The organism is Streptomyces tendae (genome assembly GCF_014650435.1).
Taxonomy (GTDB): Bacteria; Actinomycetota; Actinomycetes; order Streptomycetales; family Streptomycetaceae; genus Streptomyces; species Streptomyces tendae.
Genome location: NZ_BMUY01000008.1, coordinates 232205 through 255798, shown reverse-complemented (window position 1 = coordinate 255798; position 23594 = coordinate 232205). Strand labels below are relative to the sequence as shown.

Here is a 23594-nt window from a genome sequence, read left to right as displayed (position 1 = left end):
GCGCATGTCGATCACTTACGGACCGTAGTCGTGCTGGTCGGACGGTGTTCGTCGGCCGCGCCACCGGCGCCGACCAGGCCGATCCGCCTGCCGTTCAGCCGGTCGCCGAAGCGCCGCATCTCACGCTGCCCGACGGTGCCGATGACGGCCGGCAGATAGCCGCGCACGCCCTGCATGCCGCGCAGCCACCACTGCCCGTAGACGTGCGCGGAGCGGCGCTCGACGCCCTCCACCAGCCGGTCGACGGCCGGGCCGAGCGGGTACGTCTTGTTGGTCGGCCAGGGCAACCGCTGCCGCAACTCCCGCATGACGTCGTCCTGGTCGGCGCCGCGCACCATGTCGGTGTCGGTCCAGGACAGATAGCCGACGCCGACCTTCACGCCGCGGTGCCCGACCTCGCCGCGCAGGCTGTGCGCGTACGCCTCGACGCCGGACTTGGAGGCGCAGTAGGCGCTCATCATCGGGGCGGGGGTGAGGGCGGCCAGCGACGCGATCTGGAGCAGGTAGCCGCGGCTCTCCAGCAGCGCGGGCAGGAAGGCGCGGGCGGTGACGGCCGAGCCGATCAGGTTGACCTCGATCACCCGGCGCCAGGATTCCGGGTCGGAGTCGACGAAGGGGCCGCCGGTGGCGACGCCCGCGTTGGCGACGACGATGTCGACCTTCCCGAAGCGCTCCTTGACCTCCGCCGCCACCCGGGCCATCGCCTCGTGGTCGGTGACGTCGGCGTGCCAGTGGTCGCTGTCGCTGTGCAACCGGGCGGAGACCTGCTTGAGTTCGTCCGGCTCCAGGCCGACCAGCGCCACCTTCACCCCGCGCGCGGACAGTTTGCGGGCCATCAACTCCCCCACGCCCCGCGCGGCTCCGGTGACGACGGCGACGCGTCCTTCCAGGCTCACCCTGCTCATGCGCTCTCCTCGACGGGTACGGCACGCTCACCGCGTGCGCTGGGTATGTAGGTGGCGGCGAGCGCCCGTATCTTGCCGGTGACCAGGTCCGGCGCCTCCACCGGCGTCATGTGGCCGAGTCCCGGGAGTTCCGTCAGGCCCACGCAGTCGGGCAGCGCGGCGGCCAGCGCGCGGGCGTGCACGGGCGGCGTCAGCCGGTCCGCCGTACCGACCACGATCTCCACCGGCATCCGCAACTCCCGTACACCGTGGTCGAGGTCGAGCAGGTCCAGCACCTGGGACCAGCCGTGCCGCACCCGGCTGGGGCAGGCGTGCACGATGCGGGCGCAGGCGTCGACCATGTGCGGCCCTGAACCGGGGCCCATCGTCCCGTACTTGAGGATGCGGCGGGCGAGCGGTGTGACGGGTCCGAGCGGCGCCCGGGAGCCGAGGATCCGCCGGGTCAGCCAGGTGCGCATCCGGCCCGCACGCATCGGCACCACGGTGGCGGACGCCACCAGTCGGGCGCTGCCCGTGCTGCACAGCAGGACGGCCGCCGCGTGCTCGCGCACCGCGGGCCGCGTCGCCGCCGCCATCAGCGTCATCCCGCCCATGGAGTGCCCGGCGATCACGGCCCGCTCGCCCGGCGCGAGGGTGGCTTCCAGTACGGCTTCGACGTCGTCGGCGAGCGGTTCGGTGCCGTACGCCGGGTTGGCCGGGCTGCGGCCGTGGCCGCGCTGGTCGTAGGCGATGACCCGGTGGTCGGCGGCCAGTTCGCGGATCTGCGCCGCCCAGAAGGCGGTGGAGCAGCACCAGCCGTGCGCGAGGACGACCGCGGGCGCGTTCTCGGGGCCGTGCACCTCGACGTGTATCCGGGCGCCGTCGGCGGCGGTGACGGTCAGTTCGTGGGCGGGCACGGGCGGCGCGTACGGCCCGTCGGCGACGTGCAGCAGGCGGCTCACGCGCTCACCTCCGCGTCCGCGCCGGTGTCCGCGTCGGCGGCCTTCGCCGAGGTCACCGCCGGGGCCGGGCGCAGTACCTGGTACTCCGCGAGGTCCACGCGCCGCGTCGCGCGCCGGAACTCGGCGGTGGTGCCGGGCCAGACGGTGGTGTTGCGGCCGCTGGCGTCCAGGTACCAGCTGGTGCAGCCGCCGGTGTTCCACACCGTGCGCTTCATGCGCTCCTGCACCCGGTGGTTCCAGTTGCGCACGGCGGCGGGGCGGGGGTCGAGCGCGGTGCGGCCGCCGAGGACGTTGAGCTGGCGCAGGTAGTCGGCCATGTAGTTCAGCTGGGACTCGATCATCAGGATCATCGACGAGTTGCCGAGGCCGGTGTTGGGCCCGATGACCGTCATGAAGTTGGGGAAGCCGGCCGCCGTGCCGCCGCGCAGCGCCTCCATCCCGCCCTTCCAGGTCTCGGCCAGCGTCCGCCCGTCCGCGCCCACGACCCGCTCGGCGATGGGCATGTCGGTGACGTGGAAGCCGGTGCCGAAGACGATCGCGTCGGCCTCGGCCTCGGTGCCGTCGGCGGCGACGAGCGTCGACCCGCGCACCTCGCTGAGCCCGCTCGCGACCACGTCCACATTGGGCTTGGCGAGCGCCGGGTAGTAGGTGCTCGACAGCAGGATCCGCTTGCAGCCGATGCGGTAGTCGGGGGTGAGCTTGGCACGCAGGGCCGGGTCCTTGACGGCGGCGCCCATGTTGCGCTTGGCGATCTGCTCGACGAAACCCAGTTCGTTCGGGTGCTTGGTGAACGCCTGCACCTGGAGTTCCCGGATGCCCCACAGCAGCCCACGGCGCAGCTTGGTGGTGGCCGGCAGCGCCCGGTGCAGGGCGCGTTCGGCGCCGCTGATGGCCCGGTCCATCCGGGGCATCACCCAGGCCGGGGTGCGCTGGAAGAGGGTGAGCCGGCCCACCTTCGGCTGGATGGACGGCACGATCTGGATGGCGGAGGCGCCGGTGCCGATCATGGCGACGCGCTTGCCGGTGAGGTCGTAGTCGTGGTCCCAGCGGGCGGAGTGGAAGACCTTGCCGGGGAAGGAGTCGAGCCCGGGGATGTCCGGGACCTTGGGGTCGGACAGCGGCCCGGTCGCGGACACCACGACGTCGGCGGTAAGAGTGCCCCGCACGGTCTCGATCTCCCACCGCAACTGCTCACCGTCCCACGCCATCCGCTTCACCTCCGAGTCGAAGCGGAGGTGGGGGCGCAGCCCGAAGGTGTCGGCGACGTGCTCCAGGTAGGCGCGGATGTGCTCCTGCCCGGAGAAGGTGCGCGGCCACTCCGGGTTGGGCGCGAAGGAGAAGGAGTACAGGTGGGACGGCACGTCGCAGGCGCAGCCCGGGTAGCTGTTGTCCCGCCAGGTGCCGCCGACGCTGCCCGAGCGCTCCAGTACGACGAAGTCGGTGATCCCTTCGCGCCGCAGTCGCACCGCGGCCCCGAGTCCGCCGAAACCGGACCCGATCACCGCCACCCGTACGTGTTCGTGAACCTGCTCGTGCTCGGCCATCCCTGAGCCTCCACGCTTGCCTGGACCGTCTGGACCGTTGGAACCACTGGGAACCACTAGGAACCACTGGAACCGTGCCAGTGAACACTGGCGCAATGGGAGCGTAGAGCAGCTCCGTACTCATGGGTAGGGGTTGGGCGGAGGAAAGTTACCGGCGGTACGCCATAAGGTCGTGGACGTGACGGAGAAGCGCGAATACCGCATAGAGGAAGTGGCCCGGCTGGCCGGCATCACGGTGCGCACCCTGCGCTTCTACCGCGAACGCAAACTGATCCCGCCGCCCCGCCGCGAGGGCCGCATCGCCTGGTACGACGACCACCACCTGGCCCGCCTGCGCACGATCGCGGCCCTCCTGGAACGCGGCCACACCCTGAACGGCATCTTGGAACTGGCCGACGCCTTCGACCACGGCCGCGACGTCGGCGACCTGCTCGGCCTCGGCGAGCCCACCGAGGAGACCCCGGTCCACCTCACCCCCGAGGAACTCGCCGCCCGCTTCGAGGGCGAGGTCACCCCGGAGAACCTGGCCGCCGCGATGGAGCTGGGCTACCTCGGCACCGACGGCGACGAACTGGTCCACATCAGCCATCGCCTCCTTGAGGTCTCCTCCGCCCTGGTCCGCGAGGGCATCCCGCTGGGCGAAGTCCTCCAGGCCGGCGCCCGCGTCCGCGAGCACGCCGACGCCCTCGCCGAACTCTTCGCCGACCTGATACTCCGCCACGCCCCCGAACCGGACCTCCACCGCCTGCGCCCGCTGGCCCGCAGCGTGGTGGAGGCGGAACTGTCCCTGGCGCTGGACCGGCGGATGCGGAAGGGGCCGGAGTAGCCTCCGCCCGGGGGGTCAGGGGCCGTAGACCACCGTCACCGGCGCGTGGTCGGACCAGCGCTCGGCATGCGTGGCGGCCCGCTCGACATACCCCTTGAGCGCCCTGGCGGCCAGCCCGGCAGTGGAGAGGTGGTAGTCGATGCGCCATCCCGAGTCGTTGTCGAAGGCCCGCCCCCGGTACGACCACCAGGAGTACGGCCCCTCGACGTCCGGGTGCAGGGTGCGCACGACGTCCACGTACCCGCCCTCGGCCGGGTCGAGGACGCGGCTCAGCCACTCCCGCTCCTCCGGCAGGAACCCGGAGCTCTTCTTGTTGGCGCGCCAGTTCTTCAGGTCGGCCTCGCGGTGGGCGATGTTCCAGTCGCCGCAGACGACGACCTCGCGCCCCTCGGCGGCGGCCCGCTCGCGCAGCTCCTTGAGGTAGGCGAGGAACTCGCCCATGAAGCGGACCTTCTCGTCCTGGCGCTCGGTGCCGACCTCGCCGGAGGGCAGGTAGAGCGAGGCGACCGTCACACCGGGCAGGTCGGCCTCGACGTAGCGGCCACTGGTGTCGAACTCGGTCGAGCCGAAACCGACGCGGACGGCGTCGGGCTCACGGCGCGTGTAGAGGGAGACCCCGGCACGACCCTTGGCGGCCGCGGGGGCGTGTGTGACGTGCCAGCCCTCGGGCGTGCGGACGTGTTCCGGCAGTTGGTGTGGTTCGGCCCGCACCTCCTGGAGGCACAGCACGTCGGCGGAGGTGTCGGCGAGCCACTCCACGAAGCCCTTCTTCGCGGCGGCGCGCAGACCGTTCACGTTCACGGAGGTCACGGTGAGCACCAGGGCACGATACCGGCACACTGGACGTTGTCTCGCTCCGGATACGCATCGACATACGGTAGGAAGCATGAACATACGCCGGGTCCCCTTCGACCACCCCGACGCCGTGAAGCTCAACGACGAGGTCCAGGCCGAGTACGACGTCCGCTACGGCGACGGCGGCGACGCCACGCACCTGGACCCGTCGGACTTCGCGCCGCCGAACGGCCAGTACCTGATCGCGTACGACGAGAACGACGTCCCGGTCGCCTCCGGCGGCTGGCGCAGCCAGGACGCCAACGACGAGGGCAATCTCGACGGGGACGCCGAGCTCAAGCGGATGTTCGTCGTCGAGCAGGTGCGCGGGCGCGGGCTGGCCCGCCGCATCCTGGCCGCCCTGGAGGAGGACGCCCGTGCGGCGGGCCGGACCCGGATGGTGCTGGAGACCGGTACGAAGCAGCCGGAGGCCGTGGCCCTGTACACGTCCAGCGGCTACGAGCCGTGCGGGAAGTTCGGTTACTACCGCTTCCACGAGGAGAGCCTCTGCTACGCGAAGGCCCTCCGGACCCCGTAAGGCCCGCAAGGCCCTCCGGACCCCGCAGGGCCCTCAAGACCCTCCGGCCGTGGTCAGGCCGTGCCGCCCGCCCTGCGACGGCGTGCGACGACGACCAGGACGCCGCCCGCGGCGAGTGCCAGCGCCGCTCCGGCGGAGGCGAGCAGCGCGGTGGAGCCGGTGGAGGCCAGCAGTCCGTCCTCGCCGCCCTGGGGCGACGGTCCGCCGGTCGTGCCGCCGCTGCCCCCGGTGGTCCCGGCGGTCCCGGTCCCCGCGGTGGTGGCGGCGCCGGTGGTCCCTCCGGCCGTGTCCGAGCCACCGGTCGTACCGGTGCCGCCCGCGGTCTGCGAACCGCCGGTGCTGCCCGTACCGCCCGTGGAGTCCGAGCCGCCGGTGCCGCCGCCGCTGTCGCCCGGCGTCTCCTCGTCACCCGTGCCGTTCAGCACGATCCAGCCGGTGTCGTTGGACGGGTCGCCCTCCCACGGGTTGTCGTACTCCGGCAGCGCGATCCTGCCCTTGGCGCCCGCGACGACCTTGTCGATGCGCAGCTCGAAGGGGAAGGTGCGCGCTTCGTCCTCCAGGAACGGGGTGTTGGCGAAGCACAGGTACTCGGAGGGCGACTCGTCGTTCATGGGGCTGCAGGGGCTGTCGACGACGCTGGCGCCCTCGGGGATCCGCACGCTGAAGCTGATCGGCTCGCCGCCCGAGCGCAGCCCACCGAGCCAGGCGGGCCCGTGGTTGCTCAGGCCGACGTCGACGGTGACGGTCTCGCCCTGCTCGCCCGCGACGCGGGCGCCGGTGAGGTCGAGGTCGTAGGTGTTCTGCAGGGGCAGGTCGATCTCGGCGTACTTGGTGTAGTCGCCGCTCTGACCGCCCTTGACCGGCTTCAGGGTGAGCGTTGCGCCGGAGCCCTGCCGGTAGTCGGCGCCCGTCCGCAGTGCGTCGGCCTCCTTGGCGCCGACCGCGTCGAAGCTGTAGCCGAAGATGTCGCCGAGCGCGAAGTCCGCCGTCCGCACCCGGACCGGTTCGCTCAGTTCGTAGGCCGCGCCGGGCAGGAACTCGCCCTCGAAGGTGCACAGGGCGACGTGGCGGTAGCGGATCAGGTCGTCCTTGCTCTCCTCGGCGTACGAGCAGTTGTCGTACGAGTCGGGGAAGGACAGGCCGCGGCTGCCGGTGAAGCGGAGCACGACACCGTCGGCCGACATGCTGCCGACGTTGCGGAAGCCGAGCGTGGCGTCGTAGGTGTCGCCGGGGCGGAAGCCCGCGGGTTCGTCGGGGAGCTTCTTCTTCAGCAACTCCGGGCCGCCGACGAGCACGTCGACGGTGTGCTTGTTGAACTCCAGGCCCTCACCCTTGCCGGTGACCTTGATCTTGCCGTGGTCGCCGGCCTCGGCGGTGTCCAGCAGGTCGAGCCGGATGTCCCAGAACGGGTTGTAGATGTCTCCGGGGTAGAGGCTGCTCTCCGCGCAGACCGCGACCAGGCCGTCGACGTCGCAGGACTCCGGCAGGCCGACCTCGGCGAAGCCCTTGAGCGCGGTGGCGTCGATGGTGACCTTGTAGCCGCTGTTGGGGATCGGCTCCGGGTCCGTGCCGCTGTCCGGGTCGTACTCCCCCGGGCCGGTGAGCCCGAGTTCGATCTGCGGCTGCCCGGGTTCGCCCTCGGCTCCGTCGAGCGCCAGGTCCACCTTGTCCGGACCGGTGATGGTGACGGGCAGCGGTGCCTGATCGTCCGCCGCGTGCGCGACGCCGGCCAGTCCGGCCGCGGCGAGCCCGGCGGCGGCCGCCCCGGCCACGGCCGCACGCGCCCAGGGCGAGCGCAGGGAGCCAGTTCTCATGTGTGTTTCTTCCGTTCCCCAGACGACAAGAGGGTGCCGATGCACGACACCGCACACAGGTGACCCACTGGAAACGGCAATGGTTGCGCTGTACATGATCACGGGTGCGTCTCGACGGCCGGGGGCTCGGGCCGGGAAACGGCGAAGGTCCCGTCCGATCGTGATGATCGGACGGGACCTTCGTCAATGTGCGTGGACCTGTGGGGATTTGAACCCCAGACCCCCTCGATGCGAACGAGGTGCGCTACCAGACTGCGCCACAGGCCCTTGCAACGAGTGAAACTCTAGCACCCCGCCCGGCCTGCTCAAAAATCGCTTACGGCTACTCGTTCGCCGCCCGGGGACGGTCGCCGTCCTCGTACTGGTCGAACAGCGGGGTGCGGCCCCGCTCCCTGGCCCGGCGGGCCGACGCGGCGCGGCGGGCGTCGCTGCGGCCCGGGGCCTCCGGGCGCTCCTCGGCCGGTGTTGCCGCCGGGCGGTCCCGGTCCGCGCCGGGGGTCCGGGCGGCGGAAGCGGCGTCCTCCTGGTCGGGCGCGACCGCGCTGGAGCGGGCCGAGCTCCACGCGTCCGGCGCCGCGAGGTCCACGTCGGGGGTGGCGCGGGGGGCGACCGGGGCGGTCACGTAGGTGGGCAGCGGCACCGGGACGGGGTCCCAGCTGTCGCCCTGCGGGCGCCCACGGCGCTCCCGCTGCTGGTCGACCCACTCGGCGTGGTCGGTCTGCTCGACCAGCGCCCGCCGGTCCGCGGCCAGCGCCGACATTCCGGCACCGGGCTCCGCCTCGGGTCCGTCGTCCGGCTCCTCGGCGTCGAGGTCGCCGACGGTGCCGGGGGCGGACGGGGCGGGCCCGCGCCGGCGCGGGCGGGGGTCGCGGTCACGCAGTCGCTGTGCGGCGGCCTCGGCCTGGCGGCGGTCCATCTGGAAGGCGAAGCGGCGGCGCTCCTGTGCGCGCAGGTGCGCGATGTAGGCGCTGAGCAGCACCGCGGGCACTCCGGGTGCCCACAGGAAGGCGAGCCCGCCGACCGCCGCGACGACCGAGCCGAGCGTGAAGGCCAGGAACAGCATCACGGTCGTACGCCGACGGCGTGCGAGCACCTTGCTGCGCCGGGCCCGCGCCGCGGCCGCCCCCGAGGAGACCGGCGCGCGACGGGCCTGCGGCACCCGTGCGCGTGCCGGTGCCGCGCCGGGACCGGCCGAGTCGCCCTGTTCCGGGGACTGTCCGGGTCTCGGGCCGCGCTCGGGTCCGGCCGGCTGCGGACGTGCCGGGTCGGGCCGCTGCGCCGCCTGTCGCGGCGGGACCGGCCGGGTGTGCCGTCGGGTCCTGGACACGGCGAAGGCCCGGACGTCCACCGAGTCGGTGACGGCGTCCGGGGCGTCGGCGTCGGGCTCCGCCTCGTCGGCGGGGCGCGACCGCAGGTCCTTGGCGTACCGGCGCTCCATGCCCGCCCGTCCGGACAGGAGCCGGATGGCGGTGCTGAAGCGTTCCGTCGGACGGGCCTCGTTCAGCTCGTCCTGCCTACGGAGCCACATCGGCACCAAGTAGGCGGCCCAGGCCCCGACAATGACTGCGTAGATGAGGCCGCTGCTGCTCACGTCTCACACGGTAGAGGGGTTTGCGTGAGGCCATCCGCCAATTGAGCCGGTGTGTCGCACGATCTGGCTGATATTTCGAACTTTTCTTGTGACCGATCCGATCAGCCGACTGCCAGGGTCGCGAAATTATCCGCTTCCGGATGGTCGCGACCCGATCAATTTCGAACGTTTATTCAATTACCGGGGTTGCCCGTGTTGCCGGTGGAGCCGGTGGAGCCGGTGTTCCCGGCGCTCGGGGTACCGCGGTGCCGTGACCGGTGCCATCGCCGCAGCAGCCCCTCGGGAGCCTCTTCCGCGGTGAGCGCGAACACGAGATGGTCCCGCCAGGCTCCGTCGATGTGCAGATATCGCGGTCTGAGGCCCTCCTCGCGGAATCCGAGTTTCTCCACGACACGGCGGCTGGGCGCGTTCTCGGGGCGAATACAGACCTCGACGCGATGCAGTCCGACGGTGCGGAAACAGTGGTCCACGGCCATCGCCACGGCCGTCGGCATCACCCCGCGGCCGGCCACCGCCTCGTCCACCCAGTAACCGACGTGTCCCGAGCACATCGAGCCCCAGGTGATGCCGGCCACCGTCAACTGGCCGACCAGCCGCCCCTGGTACTCGATGACGAAGGGCAGCATCCGGCCCGCGTGGGCCTCGGACCTCAGGTGCCGCACCATCTGCCGGTAGGTCGGCCGGTGCGCGATCGGGCCGCCGGGCCCGGGCGGCGGGATGGTGGCCTCCCACGGGCGCAGCCAGTCCCGGTTGCGCCGGTTGACCTCGCGCCAGGTCCGCTGGTCGCGCAGCCTTATCGGCCTCAGGACGATGTCGCCGTCCCTCAGCTCGGCGGGCCAGGATGGGCTGTTCAGCTCGCACCCCCGCTGGCGGGTCTCGGGTGGTCGCCGCCGCGGAGCTGGTCCACGGCGTGCTTCAGCAGCGGCTCCAGCACGGCGAGGCCGTCCTTCACCCCGCCCGAGGAGCCCGGCAGGTTGACGATCAGCGTGCCGTTCGCCACTCCGGCCAGTCCCCTGGAGAGCACCGCGGTCGGCACCTTGTCCCGGCCGTACGCCCGGATCGCCTCCGCGATGCCCGGCACCTCGTAGTCGATCACCGCCCGGGTCGCCTCGGGGGTGCGGTCGGTGGGCGAGACGCCGGTGCCGCCGGTGGTGACGATGACGTCGTAGCCCGCGTCGGCGCCCGCGCGCAGGGCGGCCTCGACGGGGTCGCCGTCGGGGACGACCCGGGGGCCGTCGACGGCGAAGCCGAAGCGGCGCAGGCCCTCGGCGATCAGTGGGCCGCCCTTGTCCTCGTAGACACCGGCGGCGGCCCGGTTGGACGCCGTGACGACCAGGGCGGCGTACGGCCCCAGGAGGGCGCCTGCCACGCCGTCGTCCGGCGTCATGACCTGGTCCAGTCGCCGGACTTGCCGCCCGTCTTCTGCTCCACCCGCACGTCCGTGATGACCGCTCCCTTGTCGACCGCCTTGACCATGTCGACCACGGTGAGCGCGGCGACGGAGACCGCGGTGAGCGCCTCCATCTCGACGCCCGTGCGATCCGTCGTCTTCACCGTGGCGGTGATCTCCACGGCGTCGTCCGCGACCGACAAATCCAGTTTCACACCGGAGACCGACAACGGGTGGCACAAGGGGATCAGGTCGGGGGTGCGCTTGGCGCCCATGATGCCCGCGATCCGGGCGGTGGCCAGGGCGTCGCCCTTCGGCACCCCCTCGCCGCGCAGCAGCTCGACCACGCGGGGCGCCACGAGGACGCGCCCGCTGGCGCGGGCGGTGCGGGCGGTCACGTCCTTGCCGGACACGTCGACCATCCGGGCGGCGCCCGCCTCGTCGATGTGTGTCAGCCGGCCTTGCGGGTCCTGTCCGCTGCTCGGCGGTCGGTCCTGCGTACTCATGCTCGTGTGGCGCTCCCGGTCCTGGCCCGGCGCGGTGCGGCGCGTGGGCCTGCTGTGCGCGACACGCTACCGCCATCGGGGCCCGCTCAGCCGAGCAGGACCACCTCGACCTGGGTGCCGGGCTCGACGGACTCGGTGTCCTCGGGGACCACGATCAGCGCGTTCGCGTGCGCGAGGGCGGCCACGAGGTGGGAGCCGGAGCCGCCGACCGGGGCGACCGATCCGTCGGCGTGGCTGCCCCGCAGGAACTGCCGGCGGCCCTTCGGCGACGTCAGCGCCTTGTCCGCGGCCAGGGACGCGGTGACCGTCGGGCGGTGCACGTCGGGCAGGCCCATGAGGGTGCGGATCGCCGGGCGCACGAACAGCTCGAAGGAGACGTACGACGAGACCGGGTTGCCCGGCAGGGCGAGCAGCGGCGTGTGGTCGGGGCCGATCGAGCCGAAGCCCTGGGGCTTGCCGGGCTGCATGGCGAGCTTGCGGAAGTCCACGCCGCCGCCCGGCTCGTCCTCGTCCCCGACGTGCGCCAGCGCCTCCTTGACCACGTCGTACGCCCCGACGCTCACACCGCCGGTGGTGACCATCAGGTCGGCGCGCACCAGTTGGTCCTCGATGGTGGACCGCAGGGTCTCGGCGTCGTCGGCGACCGCACCCACCCGGTAGGCGATGGCACCGGCGTCCCGGGCGGCCGCGGTGAGGGCGAAGCTGTTGGAGTCGTAGATCTGACCGGACGCCAGCTGCTCGTCGGGCTGGACGAGTTCGCTGCCGGTGGAGAGCACCACCACGCGCGGGCGCGGGCGCACCCGTACCGTGCCCCGGCCGATGGCGGCGAGCAGGCCGATCTGCGGGGGTCCGAGGACCGTGCCGGCCGCCAGGGCGCGGTCGCCGGAACGGACGTCGCTGCCCCGCGCCCGGACGTGCGCGCGTTCCTCGGCCGGCCGGTACACGTGGACGTGGCCCTCGGCGCCCTCCGGGGCCAGGCTGCGGGCGCGCATTCCGGCCACGGGGCCCTCGCCGAGCCCGCCGTCGGTCCACTCCACGGGGACGACGGCCTCGGCGCCGGGCGGGAGCGGGGCGCCGGTCATGATCCGGGCGGCCTGGCCGGGGCCCACGGCGACCGGGTCGGTCTGGCCGGCGGCGACGTCGCCGACGACCTCCAGGACGGCGGGGAACTCCTCGCTGGCTCCGGCGACGTCGGTGACCCGCACCGCGTACCCGTCCATGGAGCTGTTGTCGAACGGCGGCAGGGACAGCGGCACCGTGACGTCGTCGACCAGGACGCAGCCCTGGGCGTCGAGCAGGTTCAGCTCGATGGGGTCCAGGGGGCGGACGGTGGACAGGACGTCGTCCAGGTGGTCCTGCACCGACCACAGCCGGTCCGGACCGGGGCCCGAGGCGGCGTGGTCGTGGCCGGTGTCACGGTGCGCGCTGCTGCTCAACGTCCTTGCATCTCCTCGGCTACGTAACTGCGAAGCCAGGTCCGGAAGTCCGGGCCCAGGTCTTCACGTTCGCATGCGAGTCGGACAATGGCACGCAGGTAGTCGCCGCGGTCGCCGGTGTCATAGCGGCGGCCCTTGAAGACGACGCCGTGCACCGGGCCGCCCACGGACTCGTCCTCGGCGAGCCGCTGGAGGGCGTCGGTCAGCTGGATCTCGCCGCCGCGGCCGGGCTCGGTCTTGCGGAGTATGTCGAAGATGTGCGGGTCGAGGACGTAGCGGCCGATGATGGCGTAGTTGGACGGGGCGTCGGCCGCGTCGGGCTTCTCGACGAGTCCGCCGACCTTGACGACGTCGCTGTCCTCGGTGCTCTCCACGGCCGCGCAGCCGTAGAGGTGGATCTGCTCAGGCGCGACCTCCATGAGGGCGATCACACTGCCGCCGTACTGCTCCTGGACGTCGATCATGCGCTGGAGCAGCGGGTCGCGCGGGTCGATCAGGTCGTCGCCGAGCAGGACCGCGAAGGGCTCGTGGCCGACGTGCGGGGCGGCGCACAGCACGGCGTGGCCGAGGCCCTTGGGGTCGCCCTGGCGGACGTAGTGCATCATCGCGAGGTCGCTGGACTCCTGGACCTTGGCCAGGCGGCCCGCGTCGCCCTTCTTCTGGAGGGCGGACTCCAGTTCGTAGTTGCGGTCGAAGTGGTCTTCCAGGGGGCGCTTGTTGCGGCCCGTGACCATGAGGACGTCGCCGAGGCCGGCGGCCACGGCCTCTTCGACCACGTACTGGATCGCCGGCTTGTCGACGACCGGCAGCATCTCCTTGGGAGTGGCCTTGGTGGCCGGCAGGAACCGGGTACCGAGACCGGCTGCTGGGATGACAGCCTTGCTGATCCTGGGGTGGGACTGAGTCATGCGCGCCACCATATCCGGTGCCTATAGGGAGAATCTGTGACTCGGGATCATAGGCGCTCATATGAGCGCATTAGCGCGGTACGGGAGTCGCCGATGTCTCATCCTGGCCCTGTGGACGAACCTGACAAGCGGACGTTGCGGCGGGATTTCCTCGCGGCGAGGAACAGGTTGACGCCGGACGACGTGCGGGAAGCCGCCGAGGCGCTGGCCGGGCGGGCGCTCGGGCTGCCGGAGGTGGCGGGGGCGCACGCCGTGGCGGCGTACGTCTCGGTGGGCGCCGAGCCGGGCACCCTCGCGCTCCTGGACGCGCTGCGCGCGCGGGGTGTGCGCGTCCTGCTGCCCGCGCTGCTGCCGGACAACGACCTGGACTGGGGCGAGTACACCGGGGAGGGCTCCCTGGCGCGCGTGCGGCACGGCGGGCGGATGGAGCTGTTCGAGCCCGCCGGTGAGCGGCTGGGGCCGGACGCGGTGACGCGGGCGGACGTCGTGCTGCTGCCGGGGGTCGCGGTCGACGGCCGCGGTCTGCGCCTGGGGCGCGGTGGCGGCTCCTACGACCGGGTGCTGGCGCGGCTGGCGGCGGCGGGCGCGCGTCCCGCGCTGCTGGTGCTGCTGTACGACCGCGAAGTCGTCGCCCGCGTCCCGGCGGAGCCGCACGACCGGCCGGTGGACGCGGTGGTGACGCCGTCGGGGGTGCGCAGGTTCCGCTGATGCTGGGAAGACGTGAATGACGGGAAACGGCCTCCACGCGTGCGTGGAGGCCGTTTCCGTCGGCGGGGGCGATCCGGCTACGGCTTGAGCACCAGCGTGTCGCTCGTGCTCTCGTCGACCGCCTTCTTCGAGAAGGACCACGGCAGCAGTTCGCCGTTGGCCCACTTGTCGGTCTGGTCGGTGTAGTGGGCGCTGTAGGCGTGTCCGGAGGCACCGCTGAGGTTGATCCAGCGGGACTTGTCGAGGTCCCCGAGGTTGACCACCATCCGCATGGACGGCACCCAGATCACCCCGTAGCCGCCGGCCGCGTTCCAGCCGGAGGCGTTGACCGCCGCCTCGCCGCCGCTGAGCTTCCAGGGGCCGCGGTTGAGGGCGTACTTCAGGAAGCCGGGGCCCTCGGTACCCAGGGTCTGGTTCTTCAGGAACAGGCGGTGCAGCCGGCCCCAGTTCCAGGTGTCGATGTCCTTGCCGAGCTTGGCGGTCAGCTCCCAGCGGGCGTCGATCATGGCGCGCTTGAACAGGTCGTCGCGGTTGTGGTCGGCGCCCTTGCGGGTGCCGTTGGCGGGCGTCGTCCACCAGTCGCTCTTGGGCTTGTCCATCAGCGTGCGGACCACCTCGAACCAGCGGTCGCCGCCGTCCGGCTGCGCCTGGCCGGCGTCGCGCTGGCCGCACTCGCGGACCTTGTTGGTCTCGTCCGCCGGGCCGGTGGTGTTGACCGGGTCGACCCACAGGCACTGGCCCTCGACCCGCAGCTCCTTGGGCAGCTTGTTGCCGAAGGCGAGCTTGAGGATGTTGCGCCAGACCGCGTTGAAGTACGCGGCGGCGGCCGAGTCGGCGTCCTGGGTGTAGTCCCAGCCCTCCAGCAGCTTCTGCGCCTCTCGGACGTCCTTGTCGTCGATGTCGATCTTCAGCAGCTGGGGCACGAGCAGCTTGGCCATCTCGCTGCTGTTGTCCAGCTGCATCTGGCGCATGTCGTCCGTGGAGATCTTGCCGCCGTCCTTGATCTTCTGCTCGATCAGGGAGGTGATGCGCTGGCTGCGGGCGCCGTAGCCCCAGTCCGTGGTGAGCGTGTACGGGTACTCGTCCTCGTCGACGACGGCCTGGTTGGCGGTCACGATGTAGCCGCGCTCCGGGTCGTACTCGTAGGGCAGCTCGTCCTGGTCGATGTACTCGCCGGTCCAGCGGTACTTGGAGCTCCAGCCCGGCGCCGGCACCGAACCGTCGTGGCCCTCGGCGCGCACCGGGATCCGGCCGGGCAGCGTGTAGCCGATGTGCTCGCTGTCGGCGTAGACCAGGTTCTGCGAGGGCACGTCGAACAGCGTGGCGGCCTCGCGGAAGTCGTCCCAGTTCTGCGCCCGGTCTATGGCGAAGACGGCGTCCATGCTGGTGCCCGCCTCCAGCGCGGTCCAGCGCAGGGCGACGCCGTAGCCGTCGCCGCGGTCGGGGGCGGCGCTGTCGACGGTGGCCTTCTTGCCGGTCTTCACCAGCTCGTCGTCGCGGTCGGAGAGCAGAGGGCCGTTGTTGGTCTCGCGCACGACGATCTTCTTGGAGTCGCCGCCGGCGACCTTGATGGTCTCCTCGCGCGTCTCGAAGGGGATCACCTTGCCGTCGTACTGGTAGCCCTCGCCGGTGATCTTCTCCAGGTAGAGGTCGGTGACGTCGGCGCCGGAGTTGGTGAGGCCCCAGGCGATCTCCTGGTTGTGGCCGACGACCACGCCGGGCATGCCCGCGAAGGTGTAGCCGGCCACGTCGTAGCGGCACTTGTCGGAGACGGTGCGGCAGTGCAGGCCCATCTGGTACCAGACGGACGGCAGGGACGGCGACAGGTGCGGGTCGTTGGCCAGCAGCGGCTTGCCGGTGATGGTGTGCTTGCCGGAGACGACCCAGGAGTTGGAGCCGATGCCGTTGCCGTTCACGCCGACGGCGGTGGGGACGTCGTCCAGGACTTCCTGGAGGCCGGCCAGTTGGCCCTGGAGGGCGCTGCCGGAGCCGGTGCCCGTGCCCGTGCCTGTGCCTGTGCCGGTGCCCGTACCCGTACCCGTCCCGGTTCCGGTGCCCGTGCCGTCGCCGCTGCCCGACGAACCGCCGTCGCCGCCGTCGAAGGTCTGGGTGAGCTCGTCGTACTGGCCCTCCTGGACGATCGCCTTGTTGCGGTCGTACGGGTAGGCCGGGTAGAGGTCGGCGATCTGCTTGGGGCCCAGGCGGCTGGTCATCAGCGCGCGGTCGACCTCGTCCTGCATGTTGCCGCGCAGGTCCCAGGCCATCGCCTTCAGCCAGGCCACCGAGTCGACCGGAGTCCACTCCTGGGGCTTGTAGTCGTTGGTGAACCCGAGGGCCGCGTACTCCAGGGAGATGTCCGCGCCGTCCTTGCCCTTCAGGTAGGCGTTGACGCCCTTGGAGTACGCCTGGAGGTACTTCTTGGTGGAGTCCGACAGCTTCTCGTCGTACTCCTTCTTCGCCACCCGGTGCCAGCCCAGGGTGCGCAGGAACTCGTCGTTGTCGATCTGGCTCTTGCCGAACATCTCCGACAGGCGCCCGGCGGTCATGTGCCGGCGGACGTCCATCTCGTAGAACCGGTCCTGCGCCTGGACGTACCCCTGCGCCATGAACAGGTCCTCCTCGGTGGAGGCGTAGACCTGCGGGATGCCGTACCCGTCGCGCTTGACGTCGACCGGACCCGACAGGCCGTCCAGCGTGATCGATCCCTTGGTCTGCGGGAAGGACGCGCGGACGGTGCTGATCGACCAGTACGCCCCGTAGGCGAGGCCGCCGATGAGGGCCAGGACCAGCACGAGGACGAGCAGGCGGCCCTTGCGGCTCTTGCGCCCCTTGCGCCCCTTCTTCCTGCCGGACGTGCCGGGCTGCTGACCCGTGGAGGCGGTGGTGGTGGGGGGCATCGCTGTCCTTGCTGTCCTAACACGAGCGGCAGGGGCGGGCTGTGCTTCGTACTGAGCGCCCGGCGCGGAACGCCGAACGCTGGAGCAACTCTAGGCGCAGGCCCGGCTCCGCCTTGACGCGGAGTCGGGTACAGGGACGCACGGGCGTTCGATCTTGCCAGGATCAGCGTCAAGAAAGCGTCAAGAGTTAGGTAAGGTAACGAAGTAGTTGCCCGCAGAGCATGCCGGATTCGTGTGCCATGGGGTGGTGCGCCGGTGCACCACCGGGGTACGCCTCGCGCGCCGAGCGCGCGCGCTCACCCGCGCTGTGATCCATGCTGTGCGCCAGGGAAGGGAACGGCCGCTGACTGTCCACCACCTCAACCAGCTCCTGCTCGTCTGCTCGCTCGTCCTGCTCATCGCCGTGGCGGCGGTCCGGATCTCCTCGCGCAGCGGGCTCCCCAGCCTGCTCGTCTACCTGGCGATCGGTGTCGCCATGGGCCAGGACGGCATCGGCGACATCAAGTTCGACAACGCCGAACTGGTCCAGGTCATCGGCTACGGGGCCCTCGTCGTGATCCTTGCCGAGGGCGGCCTCGGCACGAAGTGGAGCGAGGCGAAACCGGCTCTCCCGGCCGCCTCCGCGCTGGCCCTGGGCGGGGTGGCGGTGAGCGTCGGCGTGACCGCGGCCGGCGCGCACTACCTGACCGGTCTCGAGTGGCGGCAGGCACTGATCGTCGGGGCCGTGGTCTCCTCCACGGACGCCGCGGCCGTCTTCTCCGTGCTGCGCCGGATCCCGCTTCCCAAGCGGATAACGGGCACGCTGGAGGCCGAGTCCGGCTTCAACGACGCCCCGGTGGTCATCCTCGTGGTCGCCTTCTCCACGGCCGGTCCGATCGAGCACTGGTACGTGCTCATCGGTGAGATCGCCCTGGAACTGGCCATCGGCGCGGCCATCGGACTCGCGGTCGGCTGGCTGGGGTCGTGGGGGCTGAAGCACGTGGCGCTGCCCGCCTCCGGCCTCTACCCCATCGCCGTCATGTCGATCGCCATCGCGGCGTACGCGGCCGGCGCGCTGGCCCACGGCAGCGGATTCCTGGCCGTCTACCTCGCCTCGATGGTCATGGGCAACGCACGGCTGCCGCACTGGCCCGCCACCCGGGGGTTCGCCGACGGGCTGGGCTGGCTCGCCCAGATCGGCATGTTCGTGCTGCTCGGCCTGCTGGTCACCCCGCACGAGCTGGGCGACGACATCCTGCCCGCCCTGGTCATCGGGCTGGTGCTCACCATGGTGGCGCGCCCCCTGGGCGTCGTGCTGTGCCTGGTGCCCTTCCGGGTGCCGTGGCAGGAGCAGGCCCTGATGTCGTGGGCCGGGCTGCGCGGCGCGGTGCCCATCATCCTGGCGACGATCCCCATGGTGGAGGGCGTCGCGGGCAGCCACCGCATCTTCAACATCGTCTTCGTGCTGGTCGTCGTCTACACCCTGGTGCAGGGCCCGACGCTGCCGTGGCTGGCCCGCAAGCTGCGCCTGGGCAAGGGCGACGAGGCGGCCGACCTCGGCATCGAGTCGGCGCCCCTGGAGCGGCTGCGCGGACACCTGCTGTCCGTGACGATCCCCGAGGGTTCGAAGATGCACGGCGTCGAGGTCAACGAGCTGCGGCTGCCCACCGGGGCCGCCGTCACCCTGGTCGTCCGCGACGGGACGTCCTTCGTACCGCTGCCGACCACGGGACTGCGCCGCGGGGACGAACTCCTGGTGGTCGCCACGGACCCCGTACGGGACGCCGCCGAGGCGCGGCTGCGCGCGGTCGGCCACGGCGGCAAGCTGGCCGGGTGGCTGGGCTCCGGGGGCACCGAGGGCGCCCGGCGCAATCGCAGGTGACCGGGAAAGGGGTGCCCGCTTTCACAGGCCGCACCCGTCCCAGCCCCTGTACGATGAAGGCCGCACCTGATCGAACCACCTCTGTCTGAAGCAGAGCTGGCGCGACCGTATGGCGGCCGGATCGCCCCCTCATCCACGTGGGCTCCGGCATCTACCGCAGTCCGCGCAAGTGGACAGCTCTCGGCGCTCCCGCACGACGACCACCACGAAGCGGGACCGCGCTACCAGGCGGCAGAAAGGCACGGGCCGTGGCATCCACGGTCACCCGTCCGGGATACGGGCAGCTGCTGCGCACCCGCGGCGCCTGGACGTTCCTGCTCCCCGGCTTCGCGGCACGCCAGCCGTTCGCCATGCTCACGCTCTCCATCGTGCTGCTGGTGCAGCACACCACCGGCTCCTACGGCGTCGCGGGCGCGGCCGCGGCCGTCACAGGCGTCTCCATGGCCGTCTTCGCCCCGTACAGCGGCCGGCTCGCCGACCGCTACGGGCAGCGCGCCGTCCTGCTGCCCGGCGTGCTCGTGCATGCGGCGTCCGGCCTGACCCTGACCGTCCTCGCGCTCGCGGACGCGCCCCTGTGGGCGCTGTTCCTCGCGGCCGTGCCCACCGGTGCGTCGGTGCCGCAGGTCGGGCCCATGGTGCGGGCCCGCTGGGCCGCGCGGCTCAAGGACTCCCCGCTGCTGAGCACGGCGGCCGCCTTCGAGTCCGTCACCGACGAGCTGACCTTCGTCCTCGGGCCCCTGCTGGCGACCGCCCTGTGCACCGCGGTCGACCCCGCGGCGGGCCTGGTCACGGAGGCCGCGCTCACCGTGGTGGGCGGTCTGCTGTTCGCCGCGCAGAAGAGCACCCAGCCCCTTGTGAGCCGCGCCGGTGGTGCCGACGGCGGGCACGCGCGCGTGGAGCACGTTTCCGCGCTGCGGATCCCCGGCGTACGCGTGCTGATCGTCGTCTTCCTGGGCATCGGTTCCGTCTTCGGCGGCATGCAGGTGTCGTTGGCGGCGTTCACCGAGTCGATCGGCGAGCCCGGTCTGAACGGCGTCCTGTACGGCGTCTTCGCGGCGGGCAACATGATCTCCGGCCTGGCCTGCGGCGCCATCGCCTGGAAGGTGGCCCCGCAGCAGCGCCTCCTGGTCGGCTGCACCGCCCTCGCGCTGACCGCGTCCGGGCTGTGGGCCGCCCACTCGGTGCTCGTGCTGGCCGGCCTCGGACTGCTCGTCGGCATGTGCATCGCGCCCGCCATCGTCACCGGCTACACCCTGGTCGAGGGCCTGGTCCCGGCGGGCGCCCGCACCGAGGCGTTCACCTGGCTGACCGGCGCCGTCGCGCTGGGCCAGGCGGCGGCCGTGACCGTCGCCGGACAGCTGGAGGACCGCTTCTGGGACGGCGCCGGATTCCTGGTGCCTATGGGCGGCACGGTCCTGGCGCTGGTGGTCCTGGTGGCGCTGCGCTCGCGGCTGGCGACCCGGCCCCACGGCCGCACGGTCGCACGTGGTGTCGGTCACCGCGCGCCCGCCACAGTGGACTGATCCCGCGGAATAGGTCACTATGGACCGTCGTTAGCACTCATCGAGTGAGAGTGCCAGGAGGAAGACAGTGCCGACGTACCAGTACCAGTGCACCGAGTGCGGCGAGGGCCTCGAGGCGGTGCAGAAGTTCACCGACGACGCCCTCACCGAGTGCCCGAACTGCCAGGGCCGCCTGAAGAAGGTGTTCTCGGCCGTCGGCATCGTCTTCAAGGGCTCCGGCTTCTACCGCAACGACAGCCGCGGCAGCTCGTCGAGCAGCTCGCCGGCGTCGTCGTCCTCGAAGGCGGCCTCGTCCTCGGCTTCTTCGTCGTCCTCGGACTCGGGTTCGTCCTCGACGTCCTCCTCGGGCTCCGGCTCGTCCTCGGGCTCCGGCAACTCCTCCGCGGGCTCCACCGCCGCTTAGCACCCGGCTCCCACCGTCGCGCGGGAGACGCTTCCTTACCTTCCGCCGCGCGGGACCCACTTCTTACGAGACCCTGTCGTCGTCCGACGACGGGGTCCTCGGCGTTGTCCGGGGCGGTTAGGGTGCGGGCATGGCGAACAAGGTGCAGGCCGAGAACGTGCAGGTCGAGAACGTGCAGGCCCAGAGTGTGCGGGCCCAGAACGTGCAGGCCGAGATCGGCGTGATCGGCGGCTCCGGGTTCTACTCGTTCCTCGACGACGTCACCGAGGTCCGGGTGGACACCCCCTACGGGCCGCCCAGCGACTCCCTCTTCGTCGGCGAGGTCGCCGGCCGGCGGGTCGCCTTCCTCCCCCGGCACGGCCGCGGCCACCATCTGCCGCCGCACCGGATCAACTACCGCGCCAACCTGTGGGCACTGCGCTCGGTGGGTGCGCGCCAGGTCTTCGGACCGTGCGCGGTCGGCGGTCTGCGCCCCGAGTACGGGCCGGGCACGCTGCTGGTGCCGGACCAGTTCGTCGACCGCACCAAGTCCCGCCCGTCGACCTACTTCGACGGGCTGCCGCTGTCCGACGGCAGCGTGCCCAACGTGGTGCACGTGTCGCTGGCCGACCCGTACTGCCCCACCGGACGGGCGGCCGCGTTGAAGGCGGCCCGGGGGCGGGAGTGGGAGCCCGTGGACGGCGGCACCCTGGTCGTGGTCGAGGGGCCCCGCTTCGGGACCCGCGCGGAGTCCCTGTGGCACCGGGCGCAGGGTTGGTCGGTGGTGGGCATGACCGGCCACCCGGAGGCGGCCCTCGCCCGCGAGCTGGAGCTCTGCTACACCTCCCTGACCCTGGTGACCGACCTCGACGCCGGTGCGGAGAGCGGCGAGGGCGTCTCGCACGAGGAGGTGCTGCGGGTGTTCGCGGCGAACGTCGACCGGCTGCGGGGCGTCCTGTTCGACGCGGTGGCCGCGCTGCCCGCCACCGGGGAGCGGGACTGCCCGTGCGGGGCGGCGCTGGGCGGCATGGATCCGGGGATCGCGCTGCCGTAGGGGTGTGGCGGGCGGGCCGAGGCGGGCCTGAGGCAGGCGGGAGGCCGGGGAACGCCACGTTCCGGTGAGGGAGTTGTCCACAACCGGTCGGTGGTCCACGGGCGTCGGCGGGGCGCGGCGAGAAGCCTCATCGTGGGAGCGCAAGCCGGTCCCTCGTCACAGGTGGTGGTCCCGTGTTCCGTCCCGCCCTGCCCTCTTCTCCCCCGCTCTCCTCCTCGGGTTCCTCCTCAGTCTTTCCCTCGTCCTCCTCCTCGTTCCCTTCGCCGCTTCCGCCCGGCACCGACGCGCCGCCCACCTGCGAGGTGCCGCACTTCGCCCCGGTGCGGGTGCGCGGCGGGCGCCGTGCCCTGCACCGGCTCGTGGCGCACCGGCGGCGTGCACTGGCCGCCGGGCTCGTCGTCACCGCCGCCGCACTGGTGGCGGCGGGCCCGCATCCGGAGGCCGGCGGGCAGGACACGCGGCGGGCTCGGGGGCACCCGGTGGCCGATCCGGTGGGCGAGCGGCACGGCACGCGGCTGGTGGCGGCGCCGGTGCGCATCGCCGACGCGGGCACGGTGCGGCTGCTCAGGCCGGGCGACCGGGTCGACGTCGTCGCGACCGGCGAGGGCGGTGCGAGCGACGCCTCCGTGATCGCGCGCGGTGTGCGGGTGACGAAGATCCCACAACCCGAGGCGGACCCGGCGGCGGGCGGGGCGCTGGTCGTCGTCTCGGTGCCGCGCGCCACCGCGCACCGACTGGTCGGCGCCGGTACCACGGAGCGGTTGGCGGTGACTCTGTGCTGAGCCGGTCAAGTCCCTCGTTCGAGGGATCGGATTGGACAGGATGGCCCAACGCTGTCGTAGGTTGCGGAGCGTTTGGTTCCTGTACCTGTTCGAGCGAGGAGTGCTCCCACCGTGAGCGAGAAGAACGCGCCGAGCGTCTGGCAGGGCTTCAAAGCCTTCCTGATGCGCGGCAACGTCATCGACCTGGCGGTGGCGGTCGTCATCGGCGCCGCCTTCACCAAAATCGTCAACTCGGTGGTGGAGGGGGTCATCAACCCGCTGGTCGGGGCGTTCGGCACGCAGAGCCTGGACAGCTACAGCTCCTGTCTGAAGGGCCCGTGCACCGGGACCGGCGACAGCGCCACGGGCGTGCGGATCCTGTGGGGCCACGTGCTGGGTGCCACCCTCACGTTCCTGATCACCGCGGCCGTCGTCTACTTCCTGATGGTGCTGCCCATGTCGAAGTACCTGGCCCGGCAGGAGGCCCGCCGCAAGGCGAAGGAGAGCGCCGAGGAGGTCATCGAGGTCTCCGAGCTGGAGGTGCTCAAGGAGATCCGCGACGCGCTGATCGCCCAGCGCGGCTCGGGGCACGACCGCTCTTAGGGCCTGCGGCTCACAGGTGGTGGGGCGGCTTCTCGTCGAGGAAGCGCTTCAGGTCGGCCGCGCTGTCGCCGCCCTCGGGCCGCTCGCCCCAGCCGCGGTCGGTGTCGTCCGAGCTCTGCTGGTCCAGCGGGTCGTCGAAGACCAGCGCGGGCCTGGGCGCCGGGGGCTCGGGGTCGGGGGTGGTACTCATGCTCCCAGGGTACGGCTCGCTCCGTGGACGGCGTCCCCTCCGCCCCGCTCGTCCCGGCGGCGGGGCCCGTCCACAAGCACATCCACGCCGTCTCTGCTGTGCTGGGAGCCATGATGTCCAGTCCCTCCTCCGCGAGCGCGCCCTCCGGGCCGCCGCCCGACGGCCACCCTCCGGTGCGCCGGCTGAAGGCCCGCCACCGGCACGAATCGCACCGCGTCGCCACGCCGCTGGAGCTCTTCTTCGACCTCTGCTTCGTCGTCGCCATCGCCCAGGCGGGCGTCCAGTTGGTGCACGCCGTCGCTCAGGGGCATGCCGGCGAGGGTGTCCTCCACTACGCGATGGTCTTCTTCGCCATCTGGTGCCCGTGAACCAACGCAACAAC

General features: G+C 72.0%; 22 protein-coding genes, 1 tRNA gene and 1 pseudogene. 10 read left to right on the top strand and 14 right to left on the bottom strand.

Going from position 1 to position 23594, the window contains the following annotated elements; all coding sequences use genetic code 11:
• Nucleotides 1-11 precede the first annotated feature (11 nt).
• Genes IE258_RS22375 through IE258_RS22365 form a run of 3 tightly spaced genes read right to left on the bottom strand, consistent with a single transcriptional unit; the run spans nucleotide 12 to nucleotide 3390 of the window.
• On the bottom strand, nucleotides 12-905 hold the full coding sequence (locus IE258_RS22375) for an SDR family oxidoreductase (RefSeq protein WP_189746146.1): 894 nt from the start codon (nucleotides 903-905) through the stop codon (nucleotides 12-14).
• A complete protein-coding gene (locus tag IE258_RS22370) occupies nucleotides 902-1846 on the bottom strand; it encodes an alpha/beta fold hydrolase (protein WP_189746143.1) in 945 nt (314 codons plus the stop codon). Before IE258_RS22370 ends, IE258_RS22375 begins: the two co-directional genes overlap by 4 nt.
• Entirely contained in the window at nucleotides 1843-3390 is a 1548-nt protein-coding gene (locus IE258_RS22365; protein ID WP_189746141.1) for a flavin-containing monooxygenase, read from the bottom strand. Before IE258_RS22365 ends, IE258_RS22370 begins: the two co-directional genes overlap by 4 nt.
• A gap of 178 nt (nucleotides 3391-3568) precedes the next feature.
• Here IE258_RS22365 and IE258_RS22360 point away from each other — a divergent pair, with 178 nt between their 5' ends.
• Entirely contained in the window at nucleotides 3569-4216 is a 648-nt protein-coding gene (locus tag IE258_RS22360; protein ID WP_189746139.1) for a MerR family transcriptional regulator, read from the top strand.
• Nucleotides 4217-4231: 15 nt separating this feature from the next.
• Here IE258_RS22360 and IE258_RS22355 read toward each other — a convergent pair whose 3' ends face one another.
• Nucleotides 4232-5035 carry an exodeoxyribonuclease III gene (locus IE258_RS22355; protein ID WP_229892348.1) on the bottom strand — a complete coding sequence of 268 codons (804 nt, stop codon included), beginning with the start codon at nucleotides 5033-5035 and terminating at the stop codon, nucleotides 4232-4234.
• A gap of 67 nt (nucleotides 5036-5102) precedes the next feature.
• On the opposite strand from IE258_RS22355, the gene IE258_RS22350 reads away from it, so the two are divergent.
• Nucleotides 5103-5588, top strand: a complete 486-nt coding sequence (locus tag IE258_RS22350) for a GNAT family N-acetyltransferase (RefSeq protein ID WP_159327072.1) — start codon at nucleotides 5103-5105, stop codon at nucleotides 5586-5588.
• Between the two features lie 53 nt (nucleotides 5589-5641).
• Here IE258_RS22350 and IE258_RS22345 read toward each other — a convergent pair whose 3' ends face one another.
• The 8 genes from IE258_RS22345 to galU all read right to left on the bottom strand — a co-directional run bounded on the left by IE258_RS22345 (nucleotide 5642) and on the right by galU (nucleotide 13233).
• Nucleotides 5642-7402, bottom strand: a complete 1761-nt coding sequence (locus IE258_RS22345) for a hypothetical protein (RefSeq protein WP_189746135.1) — start codon at nucleotides 7400-7402, stop codon at nucleotides 5642-5644.
• A gap of 193 nt (nucleotides 7403-7595) precedes the next feature.
• Nucleotides 7596-7669: transfer RNA gene (locus IE258_RS22340), tRNA-Ala, on the bottom strand.
• A 55-nt stretch (nucleotides 7670-7724) separates the two neighbouring features.
• Nucleotides 7725-8993 (bottom strand): divisome protein SepX/GlpR, encoded by a 1269-nt coding sequence (gene sepX / locus IE258_RS22335; RefSeq protein ID WP_189746133.1) that lies wholly within the window; start codon nucleotides 8991-8993, stop codon nucleotides 7725-7727.
• A 173-nt stretch (nucleotides 8994-9166) separates the two neighbouring features.
• Entirely contained in the window at nucleotides 9167-9847 is a 681-nt protein-coding gene (locus IE258_RS22330) for a GNAT family N-acetyltransferase (protein WP_189746420.1), read from the bottom strand.
• On the bottom strand, nucleotides 9844-10380 hold the full coding sequence (locus IE258_RS22325) for a MogA/MoaB family molybdenum cofactor biosynthesis protein (RefSeq protein ID WP_189746131.1): 537 nt from the start codon (nucleotides 10378-10380) through the stop codon (nucleotides 9844-9846). Before IE258_RS22325 ends, IE258_RS22330 begins: the two co-directional genes overlap by 4 nt.
• Nucleotides 10377-10889: a cyclic pyranopterin monophosphate synthase MoaC gene (gene moaC / locus IE258_RS22320; RefSeq protein WP_159327076.1), complete on the bottom strand. Its 513-nt coding sequence runs from the start codon at nucleotides 10887-10889 to the stop codon at nucleotides 10377-10379. The genes IE258_RS22325 and moaC overlap by 4 nt, the downstream gene beginning before the upstream one ends.
• 86 nt (nucleotides 10890-10975) lie before the next feature.
• On the bottom strand, nucleotides 10976-12325 hold the full coding sequence (gene glp, locus IE258_RS22315) for a molybdotransferase-like divisome protein Glp (protein ID WP_373309912.1): 1350 nt from the start codon (nucleotides 12323-12325) through the stop codon (nucleotides 10976-10978).
• Entirely contained in the window at nucleotides 12322-13233 is a 912-nt protein-coding gene (gene galU / locus IE258_RS22310) for a UTP--glucose-1-phosphate uridylyltransferase GalU (RefSeq protein ID WP_159327077.1), read from the bottom strand. The genes glp and galU overlap by 4 nt, the downstream gene beginning before the upstream one ends.
• A 93-nt stretch (nucleotides 13234-13326) precedes the next feature.
• Between galU and IE258_RS22305 the strand changes: the two genes are divergently transcribed.
• Nucleotides 13327-13941, top strand: a complete 615-nt coding sequence (locus tag IE258_RS22305) for a 5-formyltetrahydrofolate cyclo-ligase (protein ID WP_164460021.1) — start codon at nucleotides 13327-13329, stop codon at nucleotides 13939-13941.
• Nucleotides 13942-14018: 77 nt separating this feature from the next.
• On the opposite strand, the gene IE258_RS22300 is transcribed toward IE258_RS22305, so the two are convergent.
• Nucleotides 14019-16838 (bottom strand): penicillin acylase family protein, encoded by a 2820-nt coding sequence (locus tag IE258_RS22300; RefSeq protein WP_189746129.1) that lies wholly within the window; start codon nucleotides 16836-16838, stop codon nucleotides 14019-14021.
• 319 nt (nucleotides 16839-17157) lie between these two features.
• Between IE258_RS22300 and IE258_RS22295 the strand changes: the two genes are divergently transcribed.
• The 6 genes from IE258_RS22295 to mscL all read left to right on the top strand — a co-directional run bounded on the left by IE258_RS22295 (nucleotide 17158) and on the right by mscL (nucleotide 23022).
• On the top strand, nucleotides 17158-18699 hold the full coding sequence (locus IE258_RS22295) for a potassium/proton antiporter (RefSeq protein ID WP_373309910.1): 1542 nt from the start codon (nucleotides 17158-17160) through the stop codon (nucleotides 18697-18699).
• A gap of 248 nt (nucleotides 18700-18947) precedes the next feature.
• Nucleotides 18948-20222, top strand: coding sequence for an MFS transporter (locus IE258_RS22290; RefSeq protein WP_189746127.1), 1275 nt, complete (start codon nucleotides 18948-18950; stop codon nucleotides 20220-20222).
• Nucleotides 20223-20289: 67 nt separating this feature from the next.
• Complete coding sequence (locus IE258_RS22285; RefSeq protein ID WP_189746125.1) at nucleotides 20290-20625, top strand: FmdB family zinc ribbon protein; 336 nt, start codon at nucleotides 20290-20292, stop codon at nucleotides 20623-20625.
• 130 nt (nucleotides 20626-20755) lie between these two features.
• Complete coding sequence (locus IE258_RS22280) at nucleotides 20756-21658, top strand: S-methyl-5'-thioadenosine phosphorylase (RefSeq protein ID WP_229892347.1); 903 nt, start codon at nucleotides 20756-20758, stop codon at nucleotides 21656-21658.
• Nucleotides 21659-21831: 173 nt separating this feature from the next.
• Nucleotides 21832-22440 carry a CpaB family protein gene (locus IE258_RS22275; protein ID WP_229892339.1) on the top strand — a complete coding sequence of 203 codons (609 nt, stop codon included), beginning with the start codon at nucleotides 21832-21834 and terminating at the stop codon, nucleotides 22438-22440.
• A gap of 111 nt (nucleotides 22441-22551) precedes the next feature.
• Nucleotides 22552-23022: a large conductance mechanosensitive channel protein MscL gene (gene mscL, locus IE258_RS22270; RefSeq protein WP_189746123.1), complete on the top strand. Its 471-nt coding sequence runs from the start codon at nucleotides 22552-22554 to the stop codon at nucleotides 23020-23022.
• Nucleotides 23023-23032: 10 nt separating this feature from the next.
• Here mscL and IE258_RS22265 read toward each other — a convergent pair whose 3' ends face one another.
• Complete coding sequence (locus tag IE258_RS22265) at nucleotides 23033-23212, bottom strand: hypothetical protein (protein WP_189746121.1); 180 nt, start codon at nucleotides 23210-23212, stop codon at nucleotides 23033-23035.
• A 113-nt stretch (nucleotides 23213-23325) separates the two neighbouring features.
• Here IE258_RS22265 and IE258_RS22260 point away from each other — a divergent pair.
• A pseudogene (locus IE258_RS22260) lies at nucleotides 23326-23571 on the top strand (low temperature requirement protein A); the annotation flags it as partial.
• Nucleotides 23572-23594: the final 23 nt, after the last annotated feature.